Below are 20,287 nucleotides of genomic sequence, written 5' to 3' on the forward strand. Positions count from 1 at the left end.
CAGCACCTGTAGGAGCGAGATTGCTCGCGAGCATTGGAGCTTGAAAGCTCGCGAGCATTTGATGTTGAAACTGGGGGTTGGCTTTATCTGATGATTTTGTCGACGTGTATATCGAGCTTTTTCAGGCGGTACCAGAAGCTGCGTTCTGATATGCCAATCAACTGCGCTGCAGCAGCCTGGACTCCGTGGGCTTGTTGCAGGGCCGCCAGGATGTAGGCTTTTTCCACTTCAGCCAGCGCCGCTTCCAGATCGGGCGGTACGCTCGGGCCCGTGTTCGGCAGGGCGCTGGTCTGGCTCGGCTGGGCACTGAACAGGTACGGCGGCAGGTCACTGTCCTGGATCGTGCTGCTGGTGGCCACAATGGTGGCGCGCTCGACACAGTTCTGCAGTTCGCGAATGTTGCCGGGCCAGCTGTATTCGGCCATTGCCCGCAAGGCACTGGGGCTGAAACCGCTGATCCGTTTGCCAGCAGTAGCCCCCAGATTGTGGGCGAAGTGCCGCGCCAGCGCAGAGATGTCTTCAACCCGCTCGCGCAAGGCAGGCAGGGGAATCGGGAATACATTCAGGCGGTAGTACAGATCCTCGCGAAACTCTTTGTTGGCCACGGCTTCCAGCAGCTTTTTATTGGTGGCTGCAATGACCCGGACATCGACCTTGCGCTCGCGGGGATCTCCAACGGGCTCAATGACTCGCTCTTGCAGCGCGCGCAAGATCTTGGCCTGCAGAGCCAGGGGCATATCGCCCACTTCATCGAGAAACAAAGTGCCTTTGTCCGCTTGCATGAAGCGCCCGACACGATCAGCGACGGCCCCGGTAAAGGCGCCTTTGCGATGACCGAACATCTCGCTTTCCAGCAGCCCTTCAGGAATCGCCGCACAGTTGACCGCGACAAAGGGTTTGTCGGCCCGGCTACCGTGGTTGTGGATGGCACGGGCGACCATCTCTTTGCCGGTACCGCTTTCACCGGTCAGCAGGATGGTGGCGTTGCTGTCACGCACCGAGTCGATGGCCTGCAACACCCGGCGAAAACTCGGGCTGTCACCTATCAGGCTCTCGATATGCCAGTGCTCGTCGAGTTCGGCGCGCATGCGTGCGTTATCGCGCAGGATGTCGCGAAACTGCAGGGCTTTGCTGACGGTGATGTCCAGTTCGTCGATATCGAAGGGTTTGGCAATGTAGTCGTAGGCGCCATCGCGCATCGACTGTACGGCGTTTTTCACCGTGCTGTAGGCCGTCATCACAATGACTGGCAGATGCGGGTAACGCACTTTGACCTCGGCCAGTAACTGCGAGCCGTCCATGCCGGGCATGCGCCAGTCGCTGATGATCAGGTCGATGTCTTCCTGTTCCAGAATGGCCAGTGCGTGCAGGCCGTTGCCTGCGGTAAATACCTGCACCTCGTTCTGGCTCAGCGCGGAACTGAGCAGGTCGCAAAGTTTCGGCTCGTCGTCGACCACCAGGATGTTGTGACTCATGACTCATCCCCTCCGTGGGCCGGAATATAAAGGTTGAAGGTGGTTCCGGCGTTTTTCTCGCTGATGCATTCAATCCGGCCGTCGTGGTTTTCCATAATGGAGAACACTTTGGGCAGACCCAGGCCCGTACTCGATGCCTTGGTGGTTACAAAAGGCGTGAAAATTCGCTCGATCATGTCAGGTTCAATACCTTGGCCGTTATCGATAATGCTGATCACGGTGTCATTGTTGGTGTCACGGGCAATGCGCAATGTCAGGTGCCCTCCGTCAGGCATTGCGTCTATGGCATTGATGATCAGGTTCAGGCAAGCCTGTTTCAGTTGCCGGGTGTCTGCATAAATGGTTGCCCCGGGGGCTTTGTCGTCTATTTCGGTTTTGATGTTGTGGCTGTCCAGTTCGGGCTTGCAGAAGCCCAGAATATCTTCGACCAGAAGTCGTGCCGGCTGGACTGAACGCACCGGTGCACTGGGTTTGGCAAAGTCCAGAAAGTCGGTAATGAGCTCGTTGATTCGAGATACCTCGCTGACCACGTACTCCAGATGGCGCTTGTCGGTTTCGTCCAGATTGGCCCGCCGGTGCAGCAGTTGGGTGGCGGTTTTGATAATGCCCAGCGGATTGCGGATTTCGTGGGCCAGGCCCATGGCGACCTCGCCCAGGGCATGCAGGCGATCACGCCGGCGCAACTGGGCCTCTAGATGATGCAACTGGGCCAGGCGTACGGTCATGTGGTTGAAGGTGCTGCTCAACTCAGCCAGTTCGTCCCGGCCAGACACCGCGACCAGTTGCGTGTAATCCCCGGCAATCACTGCCCGTACACCTTCAGACAGACCGCGCAGTGGCCGGGTCAGGCGCTCGGAAACCAGCCAGCCAACGCTTAGCGAAAGTATCGAGCCGACCAGGAAAATCAGTGCAAACAGGTTGCTCTGATTGACCAGGCCGACAAGGCTGGTATGGCGTAGCAAACCACTGTAAATCACGCCTTGCAGTTCACCGGTACCGTTGAGGATTGGCCAGTACAGTCCGCTGTAGCGAGTGGTGAATTGCTCGCTGGGCTGTTTGGTCTCGCGCAGTATTTGCTCGATGGCAGTCGGCACCTGAAGCTCACGGTCATCAAAGTGCTGACTGGAGAAAATTTCGGAATAGCCATTACCACTGGCCAGGTACAGGCGCAGGTCCAGGGAGTGGACGTCAGCGACGCTGGTCAAAAAGCTGTTGTCCATGTAAGTGGCAACCAGTAATTGATACGCCTCGCCATCCTGGGTGGTAGGAAAGGTCGAAACCACTGTGCCGGTGGGCACGCCGCCCACGTCGATGGTTTGCAGCACGGCATTGGGCGCCATGCTGATCTGGTCAACGATGGCTTCACTGGCCGTGCTGAATACCACTTTGTGGTCACTGCTGCGAATCAGCGCCACCACGTTAATGTCCATTGCACTGGCAATGTCGGCGGTCAACTTGTCGTGGCGCAGGGCTGTATGGGAGGTAGGCGGGTGGGTATAGCGCAGGAACAATTGCGCCGCGCGGGCATTGTCTTGAACGATTTCGCCGATTTCGTCTTTGACGATTTCGGTCGATTCCTGCAGCCAGACGCGCACGTTGTTGTCGAAAATATGCGACAGCGTGGTGGCGGCCAGTTCGGCGGCGATCATGGTGGGGATGACGCTGACCAGCCAGAAGGCCAGTACCAGTTTGCGCTGAACCGTCCAGCGCGAGACCTTGAACGCTGGAGCATTGCGCTTTGATTCAGAGGTGATTGGCATTAATGCTCGCTTATCGCGGCCGCAAGGGCGGGGTCATGACGGTCTGGGCGGACGAATAGTTTTACTAACTTGAGCATGTTATTGACCAACCCGTTGCGATGGCGGAAGAACAGCGTATTGCTCTGGAAGGTGCAGCCCAGGCGAACTTTGCTGGCGTATCCGGCCTGGCCACATTCGTATAGCGCAATTCTGTTACGGATGCAGTAGTCGACGTTCTCCATCCAGCTTCTGAAATACAAGCTGTACTCCCGTGTCAGTTCAAGGTCGTGACCGAAAAATTTGTCCACCAGCCGATGTTCGTCGATCAGTAGCAGATTGAACGCTACCAGTTGATCATCGAGCCAATACAGCACGCAGAGCGCCCTGTCTCCCAGTTGCTGGAGGATACCCGTGAAATAAGCGGGCGGTAAGCGTTCGAATTGCAGGTCGCTGCGGCCCAGGCTGGCTTCGTACAAACGCATGATGTCGGGCAGGACATCGTCAATGCTGCTGCGCCATTCCACCCTGGGTCCGGGTGAGCGCAATTTGCGGCGCATGTCTTTGCGGGTGGATTTACCCAGGGAGCCGAGGTAGCAGTCAACCGAGCCAAAAGGTACGGGCAGCACGGCCCTGGGCAGGCTGGGCATGGACTGATAGCCCGCCGCCTTGCAGCTATGGGACCAGTCATCGTCATGGCTGGGGACGTCCTTGACCGCTATCAGGCCGATATCCAGCTGGCGGGCGTCGTGCTGCGCCAGAAGCAGCAGGCGTGCCAGCAGGGCCGGGCGCTGGTCAGGCGGAATATGGCTGGCGGTGCCCGCGTTGCATTGTTCGGTTACCGGGGAGCCGATGGCGTATAGAGGCAACTGCACCAGCCCCGGCAAAATATGGTTCAGCTTTTCGGTAAATCGTTTACCGATCCCCTGAACCGTGGTGTCGAGGCGATAAGAGGTGGTGAATGCGGTGGCGGCGGCAATCAGGGTCGAGCCTCTGTACAGGGTCAGGTAACGCCACTCGAAGCCCTCAATGCCGGCGTTTTCCACTGCCACGATGTAGTCCCAATCCTCCAGAGAATCTGGGAAGCAGTCATTCCAGGCCTCGCGTTCGATGGCCTGGATTGATGAAAAGGCTTGGGCTGTAATCATGGATCTTCCTTGGTCAGGCTTGCTGCAGGTACTCGACAGAGCCCTGGGCAACGGTGCTGTGGTGCTTGATGAAAGCGTCACTCAGTTCAATCACGCGGCGGTATTGCAGGTCGACGGTGATCATGTGGTAACAGTTATCGAGCAGCACTTTGGTCACCGGGCCGCCCAGATGGCGCTCTACGTAATCGGCATTCCAGCGGCTGGTGATGTCGTCTTCGATGGAGTGCAGTACCAGTGCCGGGGTGGTGATCGACGGCATGCGTTTTTTCACCACGGCGTTCATCCGGTGCAGCTCGCGCACGGTGATGCCTTCCATTGTCAGTAACCCGGCATTGCTGCTTTCACCGGCTTTCATCTGTCGTTCAACGATCGCTCGCAGGCGCTCGTTCTTGATCCCGTAGGGCGGTTTCTCCTCGAAACTGCACAGGTGCACGCCGAACGGAATGGCCATCAGCAAGGGTGTCAGGAACGCCAGTTTATGAATGCTCCAGCCGTCGTAGCGCAAGGTGGTGGAGTACATCAACAGGCCCGCCACTTGCCCCGGGTGTTCGGAGGCCAGGTACATCGACATCACTGCACCCATCGACAGACCGCCGACGAAAACCCGGGCATGGCGCTGGCGGACATCGACGAAGGTTTTACGCACCCCTTCGTACCAGTCTTGCCAGCCAGTGGCCTGCAGGTCGCTGTTGTCACCGCAGTGGCCGGCCAGGGTGGGTACGTACACTGTGCATGTACCGTCCTTGGCCAGCCCCTGGGCCACCCGCCGCAACTCCGTCGGGGTGCCGGTGAGGCCGTGGATCAACAGGATCCCGACCTCACCCGTGCCGAGAACGAAACCGGCGTCGCCTTCGCCCAGGTCGATCTCTGACCGCTTCACCGCTTCATGGCCCGATGCAACAGGCGATCGAGCAGGGCGATGCCAAGGTCGATTTCGGCGTAGCTGATTTCCAGCGATGGAGCCAGGGTGATGACGTTTTTGTAGTAGCCGCCGACGTCCAGAATCAGACCCAGACGCTTGCCGTCGATTTCGATATCGCCCTTCATGCCTTCTTCAACCATGTAGTCCAGGGTTGCCTTGTCCGGGGTAAAGCCGTCTGGCCCGCAGATTTCGCAGCGCAGGGCCAGGCCCAGGCCGTCGACATCGCCGATGATCGGGTAGCGTTTTTGCAGGTCCTGCAGGCCTGCCAGAAAGTATTTGCCTTTCTCCATGACCATCGCGCCGTAGTCGATTTCGCTGGTCATTTTGAACATTTCCAGACCCACCGCAGTGCCTAGCGGGTTGGAGGCGAAGGTGGAGTGGGTCGAGCCTGGCGGGAAGATTTTCGGGTTGATCAGCTCTTCACGGGCCCAGATGCCGCCCAGCGGGTTGAGGCCGTTGGTCAGCGCCTTGCCGAACACGATCACGTCGGGTTTGACGTCGAAGTGCTCGATCGACCATAGCTTGCCGGTGCGCCAGAAGCCCATCTGGATTTCATCGACCACCATCAAAATGCCGTGTTGATCCAGAACCTGCTTGAGTTCGCTGTAGAAGTTCATGGGGGGAATCACATAGCCGCCGGTGCCCTGGATCGGCTCGACGTAAAACGCGGCATATTCGCTCTGGCCGACTTTAGGGTCCCATACACCGTTGTATTCAGTTTCAAACAAACGGGCGAATTGCTGTACGCAGTGGCTGCCATATTCTTCTTTGGTCATGCCTTTTGGACCGCGGAAGTGATACGGAAACGGGATGAAATTGGCGCGCTCACCGAAGTGGCCATAGCGACGGCGGTAGCGGTAGCTGGAGGTGATCGACGAAGCACCTAGCGTACGACCGTGGTAACCGCCTTCGAAGGCAAACATCAGGCTTTTGCCGTTGGTGGCGTTACGGACCACTTTCAACGAGTCTTCGATGGACTGTGAACCGCCAACGTTGAAGTGCACGCGTCCGTCGAGACCGAACTTGTTTTTGGCGTCGACCGCGATGCGCTCCGACAACTCGATCTTGCCTTTGTGCAGGTATTGGCTGGCAATCTGCGGCAGGGTATCAATCTGTTGTTTCAGGGCGTTGTTCAAGCGCGGATTGGAGTAACCGAAGTTAACCGCCGAGTACCACATTTGCAGATCGAGATAAGCCTGGTCACTGGTGTCCCATACATAAGAGCCTTCGCAGCGGCTGAAAATGCGCGGTGGTTCGATGTAGTGGACAGTGTCGCCGTACGAGCAGTACTTGGCTTCTTTTTCCAGAAGAATCTGGTCTTCAGGTGAGGCGATCCGGATATCAGACATGATTGAAAAGCTCCTGTTGTTCACGAGAATAGTGGGGGGCGTTGGCGGCGTTGCTTGGCAATTTGGCCAGCAGGGCCGCAAGTTCAGAGAATGTGTCGAAGCGTGCGTACGGGATGCCGTTGCGCTCGCAGTGTTCAGCCAGACTGTCTTTGGCGAATACGAAGTCGGCGCTTGCGGCCACACACATGTCGGAGCGCCCGTCGCCAATCACCAGCACGCGTTTGCCGCCAGGCGTGGATTTGCATTTGCAGTTGCCTGAAGCCGCATGGCAGGCGTCGCTGGCATGGGGGAAGTCGATGCGCCAACGGTTGTGGTCGACCTGGCGCAGGCGGTTGGCGAGGATCGGCAACAGGCTCACATAGTTGCGGGCCAGGATGCGCGCGATGCCCTGTTCGATGCCGTCACTGACCACTTCGATAGAAGCACCGAGGCCGATGACGTGATCAACGAAATCCGGAAAGTCCGGGTCAATCTCAACGGTATCGAAATAGGCCAGCAGTTCGGCTGGGGAGGCTTTAACCAGCGACAGCTGGCGGCTGAGGCATTCACGCGAACCAATCTCACCTTGCACCCATTGTTCTTCGATCGCTTCCCAGCTGGGGTCGGCGAAACGTTGAAGAATGTTGTCGATGACGTCGGTGCGGGTGATGGTTCCGTCGAAATCACACACGATATGCCATTGCATCATCTGCATTGTCCTGTTGTGGAGACGCGCACTTTGCGCATGTACAGGACAGAGCACGGACTGTGCCAAGTTGCCAAAGCCCCATGGGCCGGGGCTTTGGCCGTTGCCCGCGGTGAGAATCCCCGAGCAGGCTACAATTTTTGTAGCTTGCTACAAACAACATCAGTGCTTGCGTCGAATTCTCAAAAAAGCGACTTATGCGCGCATGAATTCATATGGAACCTCTGTCATGAAAACCTGCGCTCCTGTTTTTTTGCTGCTCTCATTGTTGGGTGTCGGGGTCGTGGCGCGTGCTGCCGACGGCCCCAGTGGCGAAGTGGGGGTCGGGATTGGCTATCAGCCTTACGACCCCAGTGGCAGCCGCTATCAGACAGTACCGCTGCCGTACTTCGATGTGGACTGGGGCGATGTCAGTCTGGATACCGACAATGGCTTGACCTGGAGCAGCTTCAAAGCTGATGGCTGGAGCGCCGGGCCATTTATCAATTACTTGTCGGGGCGTAACGCCAACGGTTCGCTGCGCGGGCTGCGGGATGTTTCGGACATGGCGCAGCTGGGCGGCTTCGTGCAATACAGTCCGGCCGAGTTCTGGCGCGTGTATGCGCAACTGGGCCAGGCGGTGGGCGGTGCCGGCGGGCAGGGAGGGTTATTGGGGCAAGTGGGCGGTGAGCTGGGTTATCCGCTGGGCCTGGGAATTATCGGCAGCAGCCAGTTGGCGGTGAACTTTGCCGATGCCCGGCAAATGTCGACTTTCTTTGGTGTAAGCGCCAGTGAAGCCCGAGCTTCGGGTTTTTCTGCGTACAAGGCCGGCGGTGGTTTCCAGAACGTGACATTGACCCAGAACTTCGAGTTTGCGCTGGCACAACATTGGTCACTGGTGGCCAGTGCCAGCTGGGTTCGTCTGGTGGGTACAGCGGCAGACAGCAGCATCGTCAAGGATGTGGGCGACGTGAATCAAGGGACAGTGCAGACCGCGATCAGCTATAAATTCTAGAGTGCTGTCTGACTCTGCGGGAGCTGGATAGCCGTCTCCCGCAGTTGCTCATCAGTCGATCTTTCAGTGCTCCGGCTCGCCGTCAGCCAGCAAGGCAATCCCGCCAATGATCACCGCCACGCCCGCCCAGTGCAGCGCGCTGATGTGCTCACCCAGGCCCAGCCACGACCCCAGCAGCACCCCCACGAATACCAGCGAACTCAGCGGAAACGCCAACGACAGGCTGCTGCGGCGCAATATCAGCATCCACACGAAAAATGCGCCGATATAGCAGGCAATGGCTGCCCATACCCCGGGATTGAGCAGCATGTCGTGCAGCCATTGCAGGGTGAAATCCGTATTGCCCAACTGATCGCCGCCGACTTTGGTCGCTATTTGCCCTGCGCTTTCCAGGATGATCAGCAATGCCCACAGTACAACCGTACCCAGCCGCCCATGCAGCCATCCACTTTGTGGCAGATTCATCGGTTCAGAGTTTTGCATGATTAATCTCCTAAGATCCGGCGATGCTGACCAGCAACACGCCGAGGGTAATCACCAGAGTGCCCATCCAGCGGCGACGGCTGACGTGTTCACCAAGAAACACCTTGCCGGCGAAGACCACGCCGCAATAGGCCAGCGCTGCGGCCGGAAACAACAAACTCAGCGGCGCCCGGGACAAGGCTTCAAGCCAGATGAAAAATTCGATCACGTAGGCAGCGATACCCGCCCACAGCATGGGAGCCTGGAACACCTGGCCCCAGAACGCGTTGAGGCGAAAGCCGCCTTCGAGTTCGGGTAACCGGTCGAGGCCGATTTTGAAACACAGTTGGCCGATCACATCGAGAACGATGGAAAACGCCACTAGCGCAATAACAGTCAAAGTCACGGAAACAGCTCCTCGAACAACGAAATCAGGGCTTTGTTGGTGGTTGAGTTGCGTAACAAATCGCTTTCGCTCCAGCGTTCTGGTGGCGGCTGATCTGACTTGGCCTCCCAGCGTTTGAACAGGTTGCTGTGTGGGGCCCTGGCGAAGTCGCCGCAGACGTCGATCCCCAGTACGCGCTTGCTGGTGGCCAGGGCGCGTATGGCGTGGAGCAGGTGGGTAAGACGCATGCCGCCCTGATCCCAGTTGGTGGCGGCGTCTTCGCTGGCCAGCACGTCTTTGTCGATGCTGATCCACACCCCTGTGGTGGGCAGGTTCTTGATTAGATTGTCGATAAAGGTGGGCCAGTCCTGATCGGCCAGGTTGCGCCAGTACAGGAGATTTTCGTGTTGCTCATGGCCTGCGCCATCGCCGATGCGGCCCCAGACTTTGGTGGGCGCATGGCGCCATGGAAAGAGTTGCAGAGCCCCGCTGCGCAGGGCCCCCAGGTTGGCGCCTTTGAACTGCGGGCTTTTCAGGTCATCGCTGCAGGGGCCAAGGGTGACGATACGCTTGATATTGTGCAGTCTGAGCGCCCGGTTGATCCATGAACCGCAATGCCGGCGGGGAGCAAAGCGCACCCAGTCGGGGTGGTTGTCGAAATGGATCAGGGTGACAGGCTCGTGCAGGTCTGCCAGCAGGGCCGGGGTCAGGTGATGATAATCACCGGAGCCGACGAAGAATATTTCAGGCCTGTGGGCCGCCCGCCTGGGACGTTCCTGCAGTAATTTGGCGAAGCGCTGGTAATTGCGTTCGGTGGACCACAAACGCAATTTCGGTCCCAGGGCCAGTAAATCCATACGGATCGCGCGACCATCGGCCAGCCGCAGCGCAATGGGCGCCTGGTGGGTCAGGCTGTGATCCAGATCGAGAATGTTCATGTGCTATGTACCCCCGTTTATTCACCGCCGGGTCAGACCAGGCGGGCGTCAGGGGGTAAATGCAAGGGGCGGGCCAGAATTTCGGCGGGTGTGGATCTCTGCTGGAACGAGACAGCTTGCGATCCAGGCCCCCGGGTATTTCAAGTGCAGCGCGACGTTGCTACCGTCAGCAAGCTCGTTCCTGGCGATCAGTGCAAGCGCACCCAGACACTGACCAGTACGGTTGCGGCGATCAGCCAGGCCACGGCGGCCAGTGCCAAAGAGGCTTCAAGACGCATGCGATCCACCAGTACGTAGAGTGCTGCGAGGTAGACGAAGTAGGGAATGATCGACCACATGCCGAAGACGATGGTGGTTTTCAGGTCGTCCAGTGAGCGCCCTTTGCCGACGATGTAGTGGGCAATCAGGGCAAAAGTCGGGAACAGCGGGACCAGACCTGCGATGTAGTAGTTTTTGGTTTTTGCCAGCATCGCCAGGATGATTACCACGGCGGCGCCCAGCGCAGCTTTCAGAATTAAATCCATCAGTGAGCCAGCCCGTATTTTTTGACCTTGTCGAAGAGTGTGGTTTTGGCCATGCCCAACTCCTGGCTGGCCTGGGTCAGGTTGCCGCCACTGCGTTGTAGTGCATCGCTGAGCAGATTGCGTTCGAACGCCTCCACCGCTTCCGAAAAGCCCAGGCCCTGAGCGACGTTGCCGCCCGATTTCTTGAAGGCCGGCAGGCCCAAAGCAAAACGCTCGGCCACGTTGCGCAGCTCTCGCACGTTGCCCGGCCAGTCATGGCTCATCAGGTTGGACAGGGTCTGGTTATCCAGTTCAGGCGCCGTGCGGTCGAAACGCAGAGACGATTGCTGCAGGAAGTACTCGAACAGTTGCAGGATGTCTTCGCGGCGCTCGCGCAGAGGCGGCAGCTCGAGTGTCACCACATTCAACCGGTAATAGAGGTCGCTGCGAAACTGGCTGACTTTGCTCAGCTGATCGAGGTCGGACTTGGTGGCGGCAATCACCCGGCAATCGACATCGATGCTCTGGTTGGAGCCCAGGCGCTCCAGTGAGCGCTCCTGCAGCACCCGCAGCAGTTTGATCTGCAGGTTGAGCGGCATGCTTTCTACTTCGTCGAGAAACAGGGTGCCGCCGTCGGCATGTTCGATCTTGCCGATCCGACGCTTGCCGGCACCGGTAAAGGCATTGGCCTCGTGACCGAATATCTCGCTTTCGAACAGGTTTTCCGGCAGCCCGCCGCAGTTGAGCGCGACGAATTGCCGGGGCTGGCGACGGCTGAAGTCGTGCAGGCAGCGGGCGACCAGCTCCTTGCCGGTACCGGTTTCGCCCTCAATCAGCACGTTGGCCGAGGTATCGGCGACGTTGGCGATCAATTCGCGTAATTGCTGCATGGCGGGCGAGCGGCCGATGATCCGGCCCTCAAGGGAATCACGCTCGGCCAGCTGCCGGCGCAGTGACCACACTTCCCGGGCCAGGCCGCGTTGCTCCAGGGCCCGGCGTGCGATGTCGACCAGGCGTTCAGGAGAAAAAGGTTTCTCCATGAAGTCATAGGCGCCATCGCGCATGGCGCCCACGGCCATGGAAATATCGCCATGCCCGGTAATCAGTACCACCGGCAGGCTGCGATCACGGGCCTTGAGCCGTTTCAGCAGCTCCAGACCATCGATCCCGGGCAGGCGGATGTCACTGATGACAATGCCGGGGAAGTTGTCCCCGACCATTGCCAGGGCTTGTTCAGCACTGCTCACGCCTTCGCTGCGAATATCTTCGAGCGCGAGCGCCTGCTGGCATCCGAGCAGGACATGGGGGTCGTCTTCGACAATCAGGACGGTCAGCTCGTTATTCATATCGGCTCGGCCTTAGCGGGTTGCAACAGCGGTAATAAGAGGACAAACGCAGCACCACCAGTGGCCGGGAACTCGACGCTGAGGCTGCCGCCGGCAGCGGCGGCCAGGCTGGCCGACAGGGTCAGGCCCAGGCCCAGACCCTGCTCGCCGGGTTTGGTGGTGAAGAAGGGTTCAAACAGGTGTTTTCGGCTTTCAGGGTCGATGCCGGGACCGTTGTCACGTACTCGCAGGCGGTACTTGCCGTCGCCGGGTTCGCCTTCCAGCCACAGCTTTTTGGGGGCTGCCTGGTCCTGCATGGCGTCCAGAGCGTTGCCAATCAGGTTGACGAGGATCTGTTCCAGCCGGGTCTGGTCGATCTTGAGCTGGACGTCGCTGAAATCGCGCTGCAGTTCAACTCCGGCTGCTTCCAGGCGAAGCGCGAGCAGTTGCAGGGTCGCCTCCACTGCCTTGCCCAGGCTGGCCTGGCCCTGGTCATCGCCGCGTCGGGCAAAGGAGCGCAGGTTGGCAGTGATGCGGCCCATGCGGTCCACCAGATTGTTGATGGTGTTGAGATTGTCCGCCGCTACCTTCAGGTCGCCGCGCTGGAGAAACCTTATGGTGTTGCCCGACAGTGTGCGCAAGGCGGCCAATGGCTGATTCAGTTCATGGGCAATGCTGGTGGACATTTGACCGATGGCGGCCAGTTTGCCGGCCTGGACCAGTTCGTCCTGGGCCCGGCGCAGGGTGTCTTCGGCCTGACGGCGCTCGCGAATCTGGCCCTTGAGCCGTTCGTTGCTGGCACGCAGGTGGGCGGTGCGTTCCGTGATTTTGCGTTCGAGCTGGTTATTGGCTTCTTGCAGGGCTTCGCGGGCCGCAAGCCTGGTTGCTATCACTTTGCGCCGCTCGTTCCAGGCAATCAGCAAGAAGGCCAGCAGGGCAAAGGCCACCGCCACCAGCATGCCCTGATTGGCAGCTTCGCGGCGCAAGTCTTGTAATGGGGTGAGCAGGGTTATTTCCCAGGGCGTGTCGTTGAGCTTGCGGGTCTGGGCCAGATAGCTGACTTCCTTTTCATCCTTGGCCAGTCCGCTACTGGCGGCAAAGGTGACGGTTTCTACGCCTTCGGCCAGATGCTCACGTTCCACAGGTTGCAGCTCATTAAGCGGCCACCAGTAATACTGCAGGCTGCGCGCCAGCTGCTCTTTGGTGTCGGCGGTCAGGGGGCGGACCGATTTCAGGCGGCGGGTCGGATCACTCGACAGAATGATGATGCCGTTTTCATCGCTCACATAGGCTTCGAGCCGGGCGCGTTGCCAGCGCTCCTCAAGGGCTTCGAGGCGGACTTTGATCACCGCAACGCCAATGATTTTGCCTTGTTCTTCCAGACCGTGGGCCAGGTAGTAGCCCGGCTCGCCGGAGGTGCTGCCAATGCCGTAAAAACGTCCCGGCTGACCGCGCACTGCGTCTTGAAAGTAGGCCCGGAAAGACAGGTCTTCGCCCAGGTAGCTGTCGGCGTCGCGCCAGTTACTGGTGGCCATTACCCGGCCCGTGGTGTCCAGTACATAAATGGCACGGCTGCGGCTGCGGCGGTTTAGGCCTTCGAGGTATTGATTGACGGTAACCCGGTTCTGCGCGGTCGGATCTGCCAGCAAATGCGAAACACTGGACTCCAGCTCCAGCAGGCTGGGCAGGTAGGTGTATTTGCCGAGCTCACTCTCGACAGTGCGTGCATGGAGTTCAAGTTGACGCTCACCGTTCTCGCTGAGGCTGCGGATGCCAAAGTGTTCGCTGACGCGATAGCCCGCGTAGCCCAGCCCGATGGTTAGCAGCAGGATGAGCGGGGGTAACAGCAAATGGCGGAGCAGACGAGGTTTCACGGCAAGTGAGGGCGGGGCACCGCGATAAATAGTGGGGTCGCATTTCATCACAGATGCCTTGGGTCAACCACTGCGCAAGAGCAGCCGATTAACAGAAATCTCCTGTAGCAGCGAGCTTGCCTCGCGATCTTTTGGAAGATCGCGAGACCAGCCCGCTCCTGCAAGGAATGGTGCTGCTTAGTGCTGCAGGATTTTGGCGAGGAAGTGTTGCGCACGCTCGGAACGGGCCGTTACATCACCGAAGAACTCTTCTTTCTCACAGTCTTCGACGATTTTGCCCTGGTCCATGAAGATCACCCGGTTGGCGACCTTGCGTGCAAAGCCCATTTCATGGGTGACGCACATCATGGTCATGCCTTCGTGGGCCAGTTGCACCATCACGTCCAGTACTTCGTTAACCATTTCCGGGTCGAGGGCCGAGGTCGGTTCGTCAAACAGCATGACGATCGGGTCCATGGCCAGTGCGCGGGCAATGGCTACGCGCTGTTGCTGGCCGCCGGAGAGTTGTCCCGGGTGCTTGTGGGCATGTGCCGAGAGGCCAACGCGTTCCAGCAGTTCGAGGCCCTTTTTGGTGGCTTCTTCCTTGCTGCGCCCCAATACCTTGATCTGCGCGATCGTCAGGTTTTCGGTGATGGTCATGTGCGGGAACAGTTCGAAATGCTGGAACACCATGCCCACCCGCGAGCGCAGTTTTGGCAGATCGGTCTTCGGGTCGGCAATCGAAGTGCCATCGACCACGATGTCGCCTTTCTGGAACGGTTCCAGGGCGTTGACGCACTTGATCAGGGTCGATTTACCGGAGCCGGACGGGCCGCAGACTACAACCACTTCGCCTTTTTTGACTTCAGTACTGCAGTCGGTCAGTACCTGGAAGTCCCCGTACCACTTGTTGATGTTCTTGATCGAGATCATACGGCAAACCTTTTTTGCAGACGCTTGACCAGCAGCGAGGCGGAAAAGCTGATGATGAAATACACCAGACCGGCGAAGATCAGGAACTCATTGGAGCGGCCGATGATGTCGCCACTGGAGCGCGAGGCATTGAGGAAGTCCACAAGGCCAACCGTGTAAACCAGCGAGGTGTCCTGGAACAAAATGATGCTCTGTTGCAACAGCAGCGGGGTCATTTTGCGAAAGGCCTGGGGCAGGATGATCAGGCGCATGGCCTGGCCGTAACTCATGCCCAGCGCTTTGGCTGCGCCCATCTGGCCTTTGGGAATGGCCTGTACGCCGGCCCGCACGATTTCGCAGAAGTAGGCGGCTTCGAACATGACGAATGCCACCATGCATGATTCGAATGCACCGATCGGGGTGTCTTTGCCGGTGATCCAGCGCAGTACGAACGGGACCGCCAGGTAGAACCAGGTAATGACCAGCAGTAGCGGGATGGAGCGGAAGTAGTTCACGTAAGCGCCGGCCAGGTTGGCCAGCCACTTGCTGGACGACAAACGCATCAACGCCAGCACGGTGCCCAGGGCAATACCGCCGATAACGCCCAGGACCATGAGTTTCAAGGTCATGAGCATGCCGTTCCACAGGCCCGGCAGGGCAGGAACAATCCCGCTGAAATCGAAGAAGTCCATTATTTGCCCCCCAATGACATCAGGCCGGGCACCGCGACTTTCTTCTCGATCAGGCGCATCAGCAACATCAGGCTCATGTTCAGGGTGAAGTAAATCAGCGTGGCCAGGGTGAAGGCTTCAAACAGGTTGGCGGAAAACTCTGCCGTCTGTTTGGTTTGCGCCAGCAACTCCATCAAACCGATCAGCGATGCCACAGACGAGTTCTTGAACACGTTCAGAAATTCGGAGGTGAGCGGTGGAATGATGATTCGGTAGGCTTGTGGCAGCAGCACGTTCCAGTAGATCTGCGACAGGCTGAAGCCCATGGCGCGCGCGGCGGCTTCTTGCCCGTGGGGCAGGGCCTGAATACCGGTACGTACCTGTTCGCAGACACGGGCGGCGGTGAACAGACCCAGACACACGACAACGCTCAGGTAGGCCGAGGTGGTCGGGTTGAGGTCTTGCTTGTACCAGTCCTGCAGGTTCTGCGGCAGCAGGTCGGGTACCAGGAAGTACCAGATAAACAGTTGAACCAGCAGTGGTACGTTGCGGAAGATTTCCACGTACACCCCGGCGATGCCGGCTACCAGGCGGTTTGGCATGGTGCGCATGACGCCCAGCATCGAACCCAGTATCAGTGCAACAATCCAGGCGACAACAGCGATCGCAATGGTCCAGCCCAGACCGGAGATAAACCAGTCGAGATATGTCTCGCTGCCTATGCCGGTGGACTTGAAGAACACGCTCCAGTCCCAGTTGTAATTCATGCAGGGTCTCCCCTCAGATGGGTCTATAAAAAAGCACTTGCTTCAGGGAATCCGTTCTCACCCGACAGGGTCCGTCAGGCACACCGAGCCCGCTCGATCATCAGGGGTTCGAGTGTTCTCTAATGCAGTAAGAAGCAGTACAGCCGGTGAACAAGACTGGTGAGCGCGTTCAATCGCGCTCACCAGTCGCCTCAGCCAGGGATCAGGCCGCTGGTTTTTCTTCAGGTGCCGGCTTGTCGTTCGGGTTGGCGATCAGCTCTTTGAGCTCTTTGCTCATCGGGAAGTCGAGGTTCAGACCTTTTGGCGGGATAGGGGACTGGAACCATTTGGCGTAGGATTTATTGACGTCGCCAGACTTGTAGTAAGTGATGATGGCGTCATCCACGGCTTTCTTGAAGTCAGGATCACCTTTACGCAGCATGCAGCCATAAATTTCGTACGACTGTGGCGTGCCGGTCACGGCCCAGTCTGTTGGCTTCTTGGCCTTGGCCATTTCACCGGCCAGCAGTGCGTCATCCATCATGAAGGCTACAGCGCGGCCCGACTCAAGCATGTTGAAGGCTTCGCCGTGGTCTTTTGCCGAGATCACGTTCATGCCCATCTGCTTGTCGGCGTTCATCGCCTTGAGGATGCGCTCCGAAGTCGTGCCCGCGGTGGTGACCACGTTTTTGCCTTTCAGGTCAGCGAAGTCCTTGTAAGGCGAGTCCTTTTTGGACAGCAGACGAGTACCGATTTCGAAGATGCCGACCGAAAAGTCTACTTGCTGGGCGCGTTCCGCGTTGTTGGTGGTGGAACCACACTCAACGTCAACGGTGCCGTTCTGCACCAGCGGGATGCGGGTCTGGGAAGTGACCAGGTTGTACTTGACCTTGAGGTCGGGCATGTCGAGTTGCTTTTTCAGCCCTTCGACGATTGCCAGTTGCACATCGTGGGAGTAGCCAACCGGCTTGCCGGAGCCATCAGCGATGTAAGAGAACGGGATGGAGGAGTCACGATGCCCGAGGGTGATGGTGCCGGATTCTTTGATTTTCTTCAGTGTGCCGGTCAATTCGGCTGCAAAAACTGGAGTGCTAATCAGAGCTGCAGCAATAGCTGCGCTCAAAAGTTGCGGAACGATGCGCATCGATGTTTCCTCGACATTGTTTTTTTTATTGAGCCCGTTTGCGGACCCTTTTTGTACTAGGAATAGCCCAACAGGCTTGAGCACTGTTTAAGCATTCGGCTCAGAGTGTAGAGCATGAGTCGTGCCAAACGCGTGAATAATGCTCATCTATATGATTTGTAAGGATTTTTTAATATTTCAAGAATGGCTGTCGATAGGGAATGCCCGGAAAGCCGAATCAATGTGGGGCTTGCCGTTCGGAAAACCGAATGAAACCGGGCTGTAGCAGCGAGCCTGTTCGCGATGAAGGCAATCCGGTTGTCAGAAAACCGGGGAGGGTACCTTCGCGAGCAGGCTCGTTCATGCCGCGCGTCATGCCATCAAGCGGCTGCTACCTTGCGATGCTTCAAGTCCAGTGTGGCCATGTATTGCGCCAGGTGTTCCTGCTCTTGGGCCGTGGTGAACAAGCCGAGCTTGGTCCGGCGCCACAGGATGTCCTGTGCATCCAGTGCCCATTCCTGTGTGCACAGGTAGTCGACTTCACGACTGTAGAGACCGCTGCCGATATGCTCACCCATATCGTCCAGACCTTGCGCACCGTCCAGCAGGTTCCATGAGCGGCTGCCATAGGTGATTGCCCAGCGCTTGGCAATGGCAGCATCCAGCCAGTTGTATTTGCTGGTCAGGGCAGCGCTGAGGGCTTGCGGGGTAGTCATGTTTTCGCCACCCGGCAGGGTGGCCTTGGCGGTCCAGCTTGGCTTGATCTGAGTAAAGTACGGCGTCAGTTGGGCCATGGCCGATTCAGCCAGCTTGCGGTAAGTGGTCAGCTTGCCACCAAACACCGACAGCAAAGGTGCTTCGCCCGGCACGCCGGACAGTGCCAGGGTGTAGTCACGGGTGACCGCCGACGGGTTGTCCGACTCGTCATTGCACAGCGGGCGTACGCCGGAGTAAGTGCGCAGAATGTCGGCACGGCTCACTTGCTGTTTGAAGTGGGCGTTGACCACGTTCAGCAGATAGTCGGTTTCCTGTTCGGTGATGCTGACTTTGGCCGGGTCACCGGTGTATTCGCGGTCAGTAGTACCGATGATGGTGAACTGGTCCATGTACGGAATGGTGAACACTATCCGTTGGTCTTCGTTCTGCAGGATGAAGGCGTTGGGTGCGTCATACAGCTTCGGAACGATCAGGTGGCTGCCCTGAATCAGGCGAATGCCGTATGGCGAGTCCAGCTTGAGATCGTCTTTGATGAACTTGGCCACCCAGGGCCCGGCAGCGTTGACCAAAGCCTTGGCGCGAATCGAAAACAGGCTGCCGTCAGCGCGCTCAAGATTCAGCTCCCACAAGCCTTTGCTGCGACGAGCTCCGACGCAGCGGGTCTGGGTATGTACATGCGCACCTTTTTCCCGCGCAGCCATGGCGTTGAGTACTACAAGGCGTGCGTCATCCACCCAGCAGTCCGAGTATTCGAAGCCTTTGGTGATTTCTGCTTTTAACGGGCTGTCGGTACCGAACTTGAGGCTGGTAGAACCGGCGAGCTTTTCACGCTTGCCCAGGTGGTCATACAGGAACAGGCCGGCACGGATCATCCATGCCGGGCGCAAGTGCGGGCGATGGGGCAAGACAAAGCGCATGGGTTTGACGATATGCGGGGCTTTTGCCAGCAACACTTCGCGCTCGGCCAGGGCTTCGCGCACCAGGCGGAACTCGTAATGCTCCAGGTAACGCAGGCCACCATGAATCAGCTTGCTGCTGGCGGACGAGGTATGACTGGCCAGATCGTCTTTTTCGCAAAGGAACACAGACAAGCCTCGACCGGCAGCGTCTGCCGCGATCCCTACCCCGTTGATTCCACCGCCAATGACGGCGACATCGTAAACCTCGGCGAGGGGAGTGGCAGGCAAGGTGGTCAGGGACATATGTAGGCCTCGCGTTCTTTACGCATATTTGAATTCGAACATTAATGTTCATTTTCGAAAATGGTAGCGGATAAAGGCCGACAGAGCCAGCGCGCTTCGATTGAAAAAACTCATCGAAGGAGGGGAAAAGGAAGAATTTCGAACATTTTAGCGCGTGGGCCAGTTGCCTCGCGATTCACGCGAGGCATGCATGGGCCTGGCCGTGCTGTCATCGCGAGGCACACTCGCTCCTGCGGGAGTTTGTGCGGTGTGGTGTTAAACCACTTCCAGGCGGATTTTGTACTGGGCGAGCAGTTGCGCAAGTTCCGGGACCGGCGGCTGGTCGGTGACCAGACAATCGATCAGGCTGATAGGCCCGAGGCGGACCATCGCGTTGCGCCCGAATTTACTGGAGTCAGCGGCGAGAATGGTCTGTCGGGCATTGGCGATGATGGCCTGGGAAACACGCACTTCCTGATAATCGAAATCCAGCAGGCTGCCGTCTGAATCGATGCCGCTGATACCGACCAGTGCAAAGTCGAACTTGAACTGGTTGATAAAGTCGACGCTGGCCTGGCCCACGATACCGCCATCGCGGCGCACGTTGCCGCCGGCTATCAGGACCTCAAAATCATCCTTGGCGCTCAGGATTGAAGCGACATGCAGGTTGTTAGTGATGATTTTCAGGTGATTGTGGTTGAGCAGCGCCCGGGCAATGGACTCGGTAGTGGTACCGATATTGATGAAAATCGAGGCGTGATCGGGAATCTGGGCGGCGATGGCTTCGCCAATACGGCGTTTTTCATCGCGCATCTGGTCGGCGCGCATGGCGTAGGCGGTGTTTTCAACGCTGGAGTCATAGGCGGCGCCACCGTGATAGCGACGCAACAGGTCGGCTTCTGCCAACTGATTGATGTCGCGACGGATGGTCTGCGGTGTAACGACGAACAACTGAGCCATTTCCTCGATGCTGACATAGCCACGTTCGCGAACGAGTTCGAGGATCTGCTGTTGGCGTGGAGGCAGATTCATGGAGTTTCCTTTGGGCGGCGAAGCAAATTCGCCCATCATGCCGCAGGAAAGCGCTGCCTGCTACTCGCAGGTGCCATGAACCATAGGCGTAGCAGCGAATACCAAAGGTATCCGCTGCTCGCTTATCAGG

The 20,287-nt window shown here is 58.3% G+C and carries 19 protein-coding genes; 1 reads left to right on the plus strand and 18 read right to left on the minus strand.

Going from position 1 to position 20,287, the window contains the following annotated elements; translation table 11 throughout:
* Nucleotides 1-83: 83 nt before the first annotated feature.
* Genes JQ848_RS04755 through JQ848_RS04780 form a run of 6 tightly spaced genes read right to left on the minus strand, consistent with a single transcriptional unit; the run spans nt 84 to nt 7,318 of the window.
* The gene (locus tag JQ848_RS04755) at nt 84-1,475 is read right to left on the minus strand and encodes a sigma-54-dependent transcriptional regulator (RefSeq protein WP_202210310.1); all 1,392 of its coding nucleotides are present in this window, start codon (nt 1,473-1,475) and stop codon (nt 84-86) included.
* Nucleotides 1,472-3,235: a sensor histidine kinase gene (locus JQ848_RS04760; RefSeq protein ID WP_202210311.1), complete on the minus strand. Its 1,764-nt coding sequence runs from the start codon at nt 3,233-3,235 to the stop codon at nt 1,472-1,474. The genes JQ848_RS04755 and JQ848_RS04760 overlap by 4 nt, the downstream gene beginning before the upstream one ends.
* Nucleotides 3,235-4,359 (minus strand): GNAT family N-acetyltransferase, encoded by a 1,125-nt coding sequence (locus tag JQ848_RS04765; protein WP_003443241.1) that lies wholly within the window; start codon nt 4,357-4,359, stop codon nt 3,235-3,237. The genes JQ848_RS04760 and JQ848_RS04765 overlap by 1 nt, the downstream gene beginning before the upstream one ends.
* Nucleotides 4,360-4,372: 13 nt before the next feature.
* Entirely contained in the window at nt 4,373-5,239 is an 867-nt protein-coding gene (locus JQ848_RS04770; RefSeq protein WP_003443237.1) for an alpha/beta hydrolase, read from the minus strand.
* On the minus strand, nt 5,236-6,630 hold the full coding sequence (locus tag JQ848_RS04775) for an aspartate aminotransferase family protein (RefSeq protein WP_003443236.1): 1,395 nt from the start codon (nt 6,628-6,630) through the stop codon (nt 5,236-5,238). Before JQ848_RS04775 ends, JQ848_RS04770 begins: the two co-directional genes overlap by 4 nt.
* Complete coding sequence (locus JQ848_RS04780; protein WP_003443234.1) at nt 6,623-7,318, minus strand: MtnX-like HAD-IB family phosphatase; 696 nt, start codon at nt 7,316-7,318, stop codon at nt 6,623-6,625. The genes JQ848_RS04775 and JQ848_RS04780 overlap by 8 nt, the downstream gene beginning before the upstream one ends.
* 226 nt (nt 7,319-7,544) lie before the next feature.
* Here JQ848_RS04780 and JQ848_RS04785 point away from each other — a divergent pair, with 226 nt between their 5' ends.
* Nucleotides 7,545-8,309, plus strand: coding sequence for a MipA/OmpV family protein (locus JQ848_RS04785; protein WP_010655654.1), 765 nt, complete (start codon nt 7,545-7,547; stop codon nt 8,307-8,309).
* Nucleotides 8,310-8,372: 63 nt separating this feature from the next.
* Here the strand turns inward: JQ848_RS04785 and JQ848_RS04790 are convergent, their stop codons facing one another.
* From JQ848_RS04790 to JQ848_RS04845, 12 genes are all read right to left on the minus strand, one after another.
* The gene (locus JQ848_RS04790; protein WP_010655655.1) at nt 8,373-8,792 is read right to left on the minus strand and encodes an EamA family transporter; all 420 of its coding nucleotides are present in this window, start codon (nt 8,790-8,792) and stop codon (nt 8,373-8,375) included.
* Between the two features lie 10 nt (nt 8,793-8,802).
* Complete coding sequence (locus JQ848_RS04795) at nt 8,803-9,177, minus strand: DMT family transporter (RefSeq protein ID WP_202210312.1); 375 nt, start codon at nt 9,175-9,177, stop codon at nt 8,803-8,805.
* On the minus strand, nt 9,174-10,094 hold the full coding sequence (locus tag JQ848_RS04800; RefSeq protein ID WP_003443225.1) for an arginase family protein: 921 nt from the start codon (nt 10,092-10,094) through the stop codon (nt 9,174-9,176). The genes JQ848_RS04795 and JQ848_RS04800 overlap by 4 nt, the downstream gene beginning before the upstream one ends.
* A gap of 188 nt (nt 10,095-10,282) precedes the next feature.
* Nucleotides 10,283-10,609: a GlpM family protein gene (locus tag JQ848_RS04805; protein ID WP_177412970.1), complete on the minus strand. Its 327-nt coding sequence runs from the start codon at nt 10,607-10,609 to the stop codon at nt 10,283-10,285.
* 8 nt (nt 10,610-10,617) lie between these two features.
* On the minus strand, nt 10,618-11,943 hold the full coding sequence (aauR, locus tag JQ848_RS04810) for a two-component response regulator AauR (RefSeq protein ID WP_202210313.1): 1,326 nt from the start codon (nt 11,941-11,943) through the stop codon (nt 10,618-10,620).
* Nucleotides 11,940-13,844 carry a two-component sensor histidine kinase AauS gene (aauS, locus tag JQ848_RS04815; RefSeq protein ID WP_003443220.1) on the minus strand — a complete coding sequence of 635 codons (1,905 nt, stop codon included), beginning with the start codon at nt 13,842-13,844 and terminating at the stop codon, nt 11,940-11,942. The genes aauR and aauS overlap by 4 nt, the downstream gene beginning before the upstream one ends.
* Nucleotides 13,845-13,973: 129 nt before the next feature.
* Entirely contained in the window at nt 13,974-14,708 is a 735-nt protein-coding gene (locus JQ848_RS04820; RefSeq protein ID WP_003443218.1) for an amino acid ABC transporter ATP-binding protein, read from the minus strand.
* Entirely contained in the window at nt 14,705-15,379 is a 675-nt protein-coding gene (locus JQ848_RS04825; RefSeq protein ID WP_003443216.1) for an amino acid ABC transporter permease, read from the minus strand. Before JQ848_RS04825 ends, JQ848_RS04820 begins: the two co-directional genes overlap by 4 nt.
* Complete coding sequence (locus JQ848_RS04830) at nt 15,379-16,125, minus strand: amino acid ABC transporter permease (RefSeq protein WP_003443214.1); 747 nt, start codon at nt 16,123-16,125, stop codon at nt 15,379-15,381. Before JQ848_RS04830 ends, JQ848_RS04825 begins: the two co-directional genes overlap by 1 nt.
* 202 nt (nt 16,126-16,327) lie before the next feature.
* Nucleotides 16,328-17,248, minus strand: a complete 921-nt coding sequence (locus tag JQ848_RS04835) for a glutamate/aspartate ABC transporter substrate-binding protein (RefSeq protein WP_003443212.1) — start codon at nt 17,246-17,248, stop codon at nt 16,328-16,330.
* Between the two features lie 359 nt (nt 17,249-17,607).
* Nucleotides 17,608-19,146, minus strand: coding sequence for a glycerol-3-phosphate dehydrogenase (glpD, locus tag JQ848_RS04840; protein ID WP_003443204.1), 1,539 nt, complete (start codon nt 19,144-19,146; stop codon nt 17,608-17,610).
* A gap of 255 nt (nt 19,147-19,401) precedes the next feature.
* A complete protein-coding gene (locus tag JQ848_RS04845) occupies nt 19,402-20,157 on the minus strand; it encodes a DeoR family transcriptional regulator (RefSeq protein WP_003443202.1) in 756 nt (251 codons plus the stop codon).
* Nucleotides 20,158-20,287 lie beyond the last annotated feature (130 nt).

The organism is Pseudomonas paraversuta (assembly GCF_904067025.1).
GTDB lineage: Bacteria > Pseudomonadota > Gammaproteobacteria > Pseudomonadales > Pseudomonadaceae > Aquipseudomonas > Aquipseudomonas paraversuta.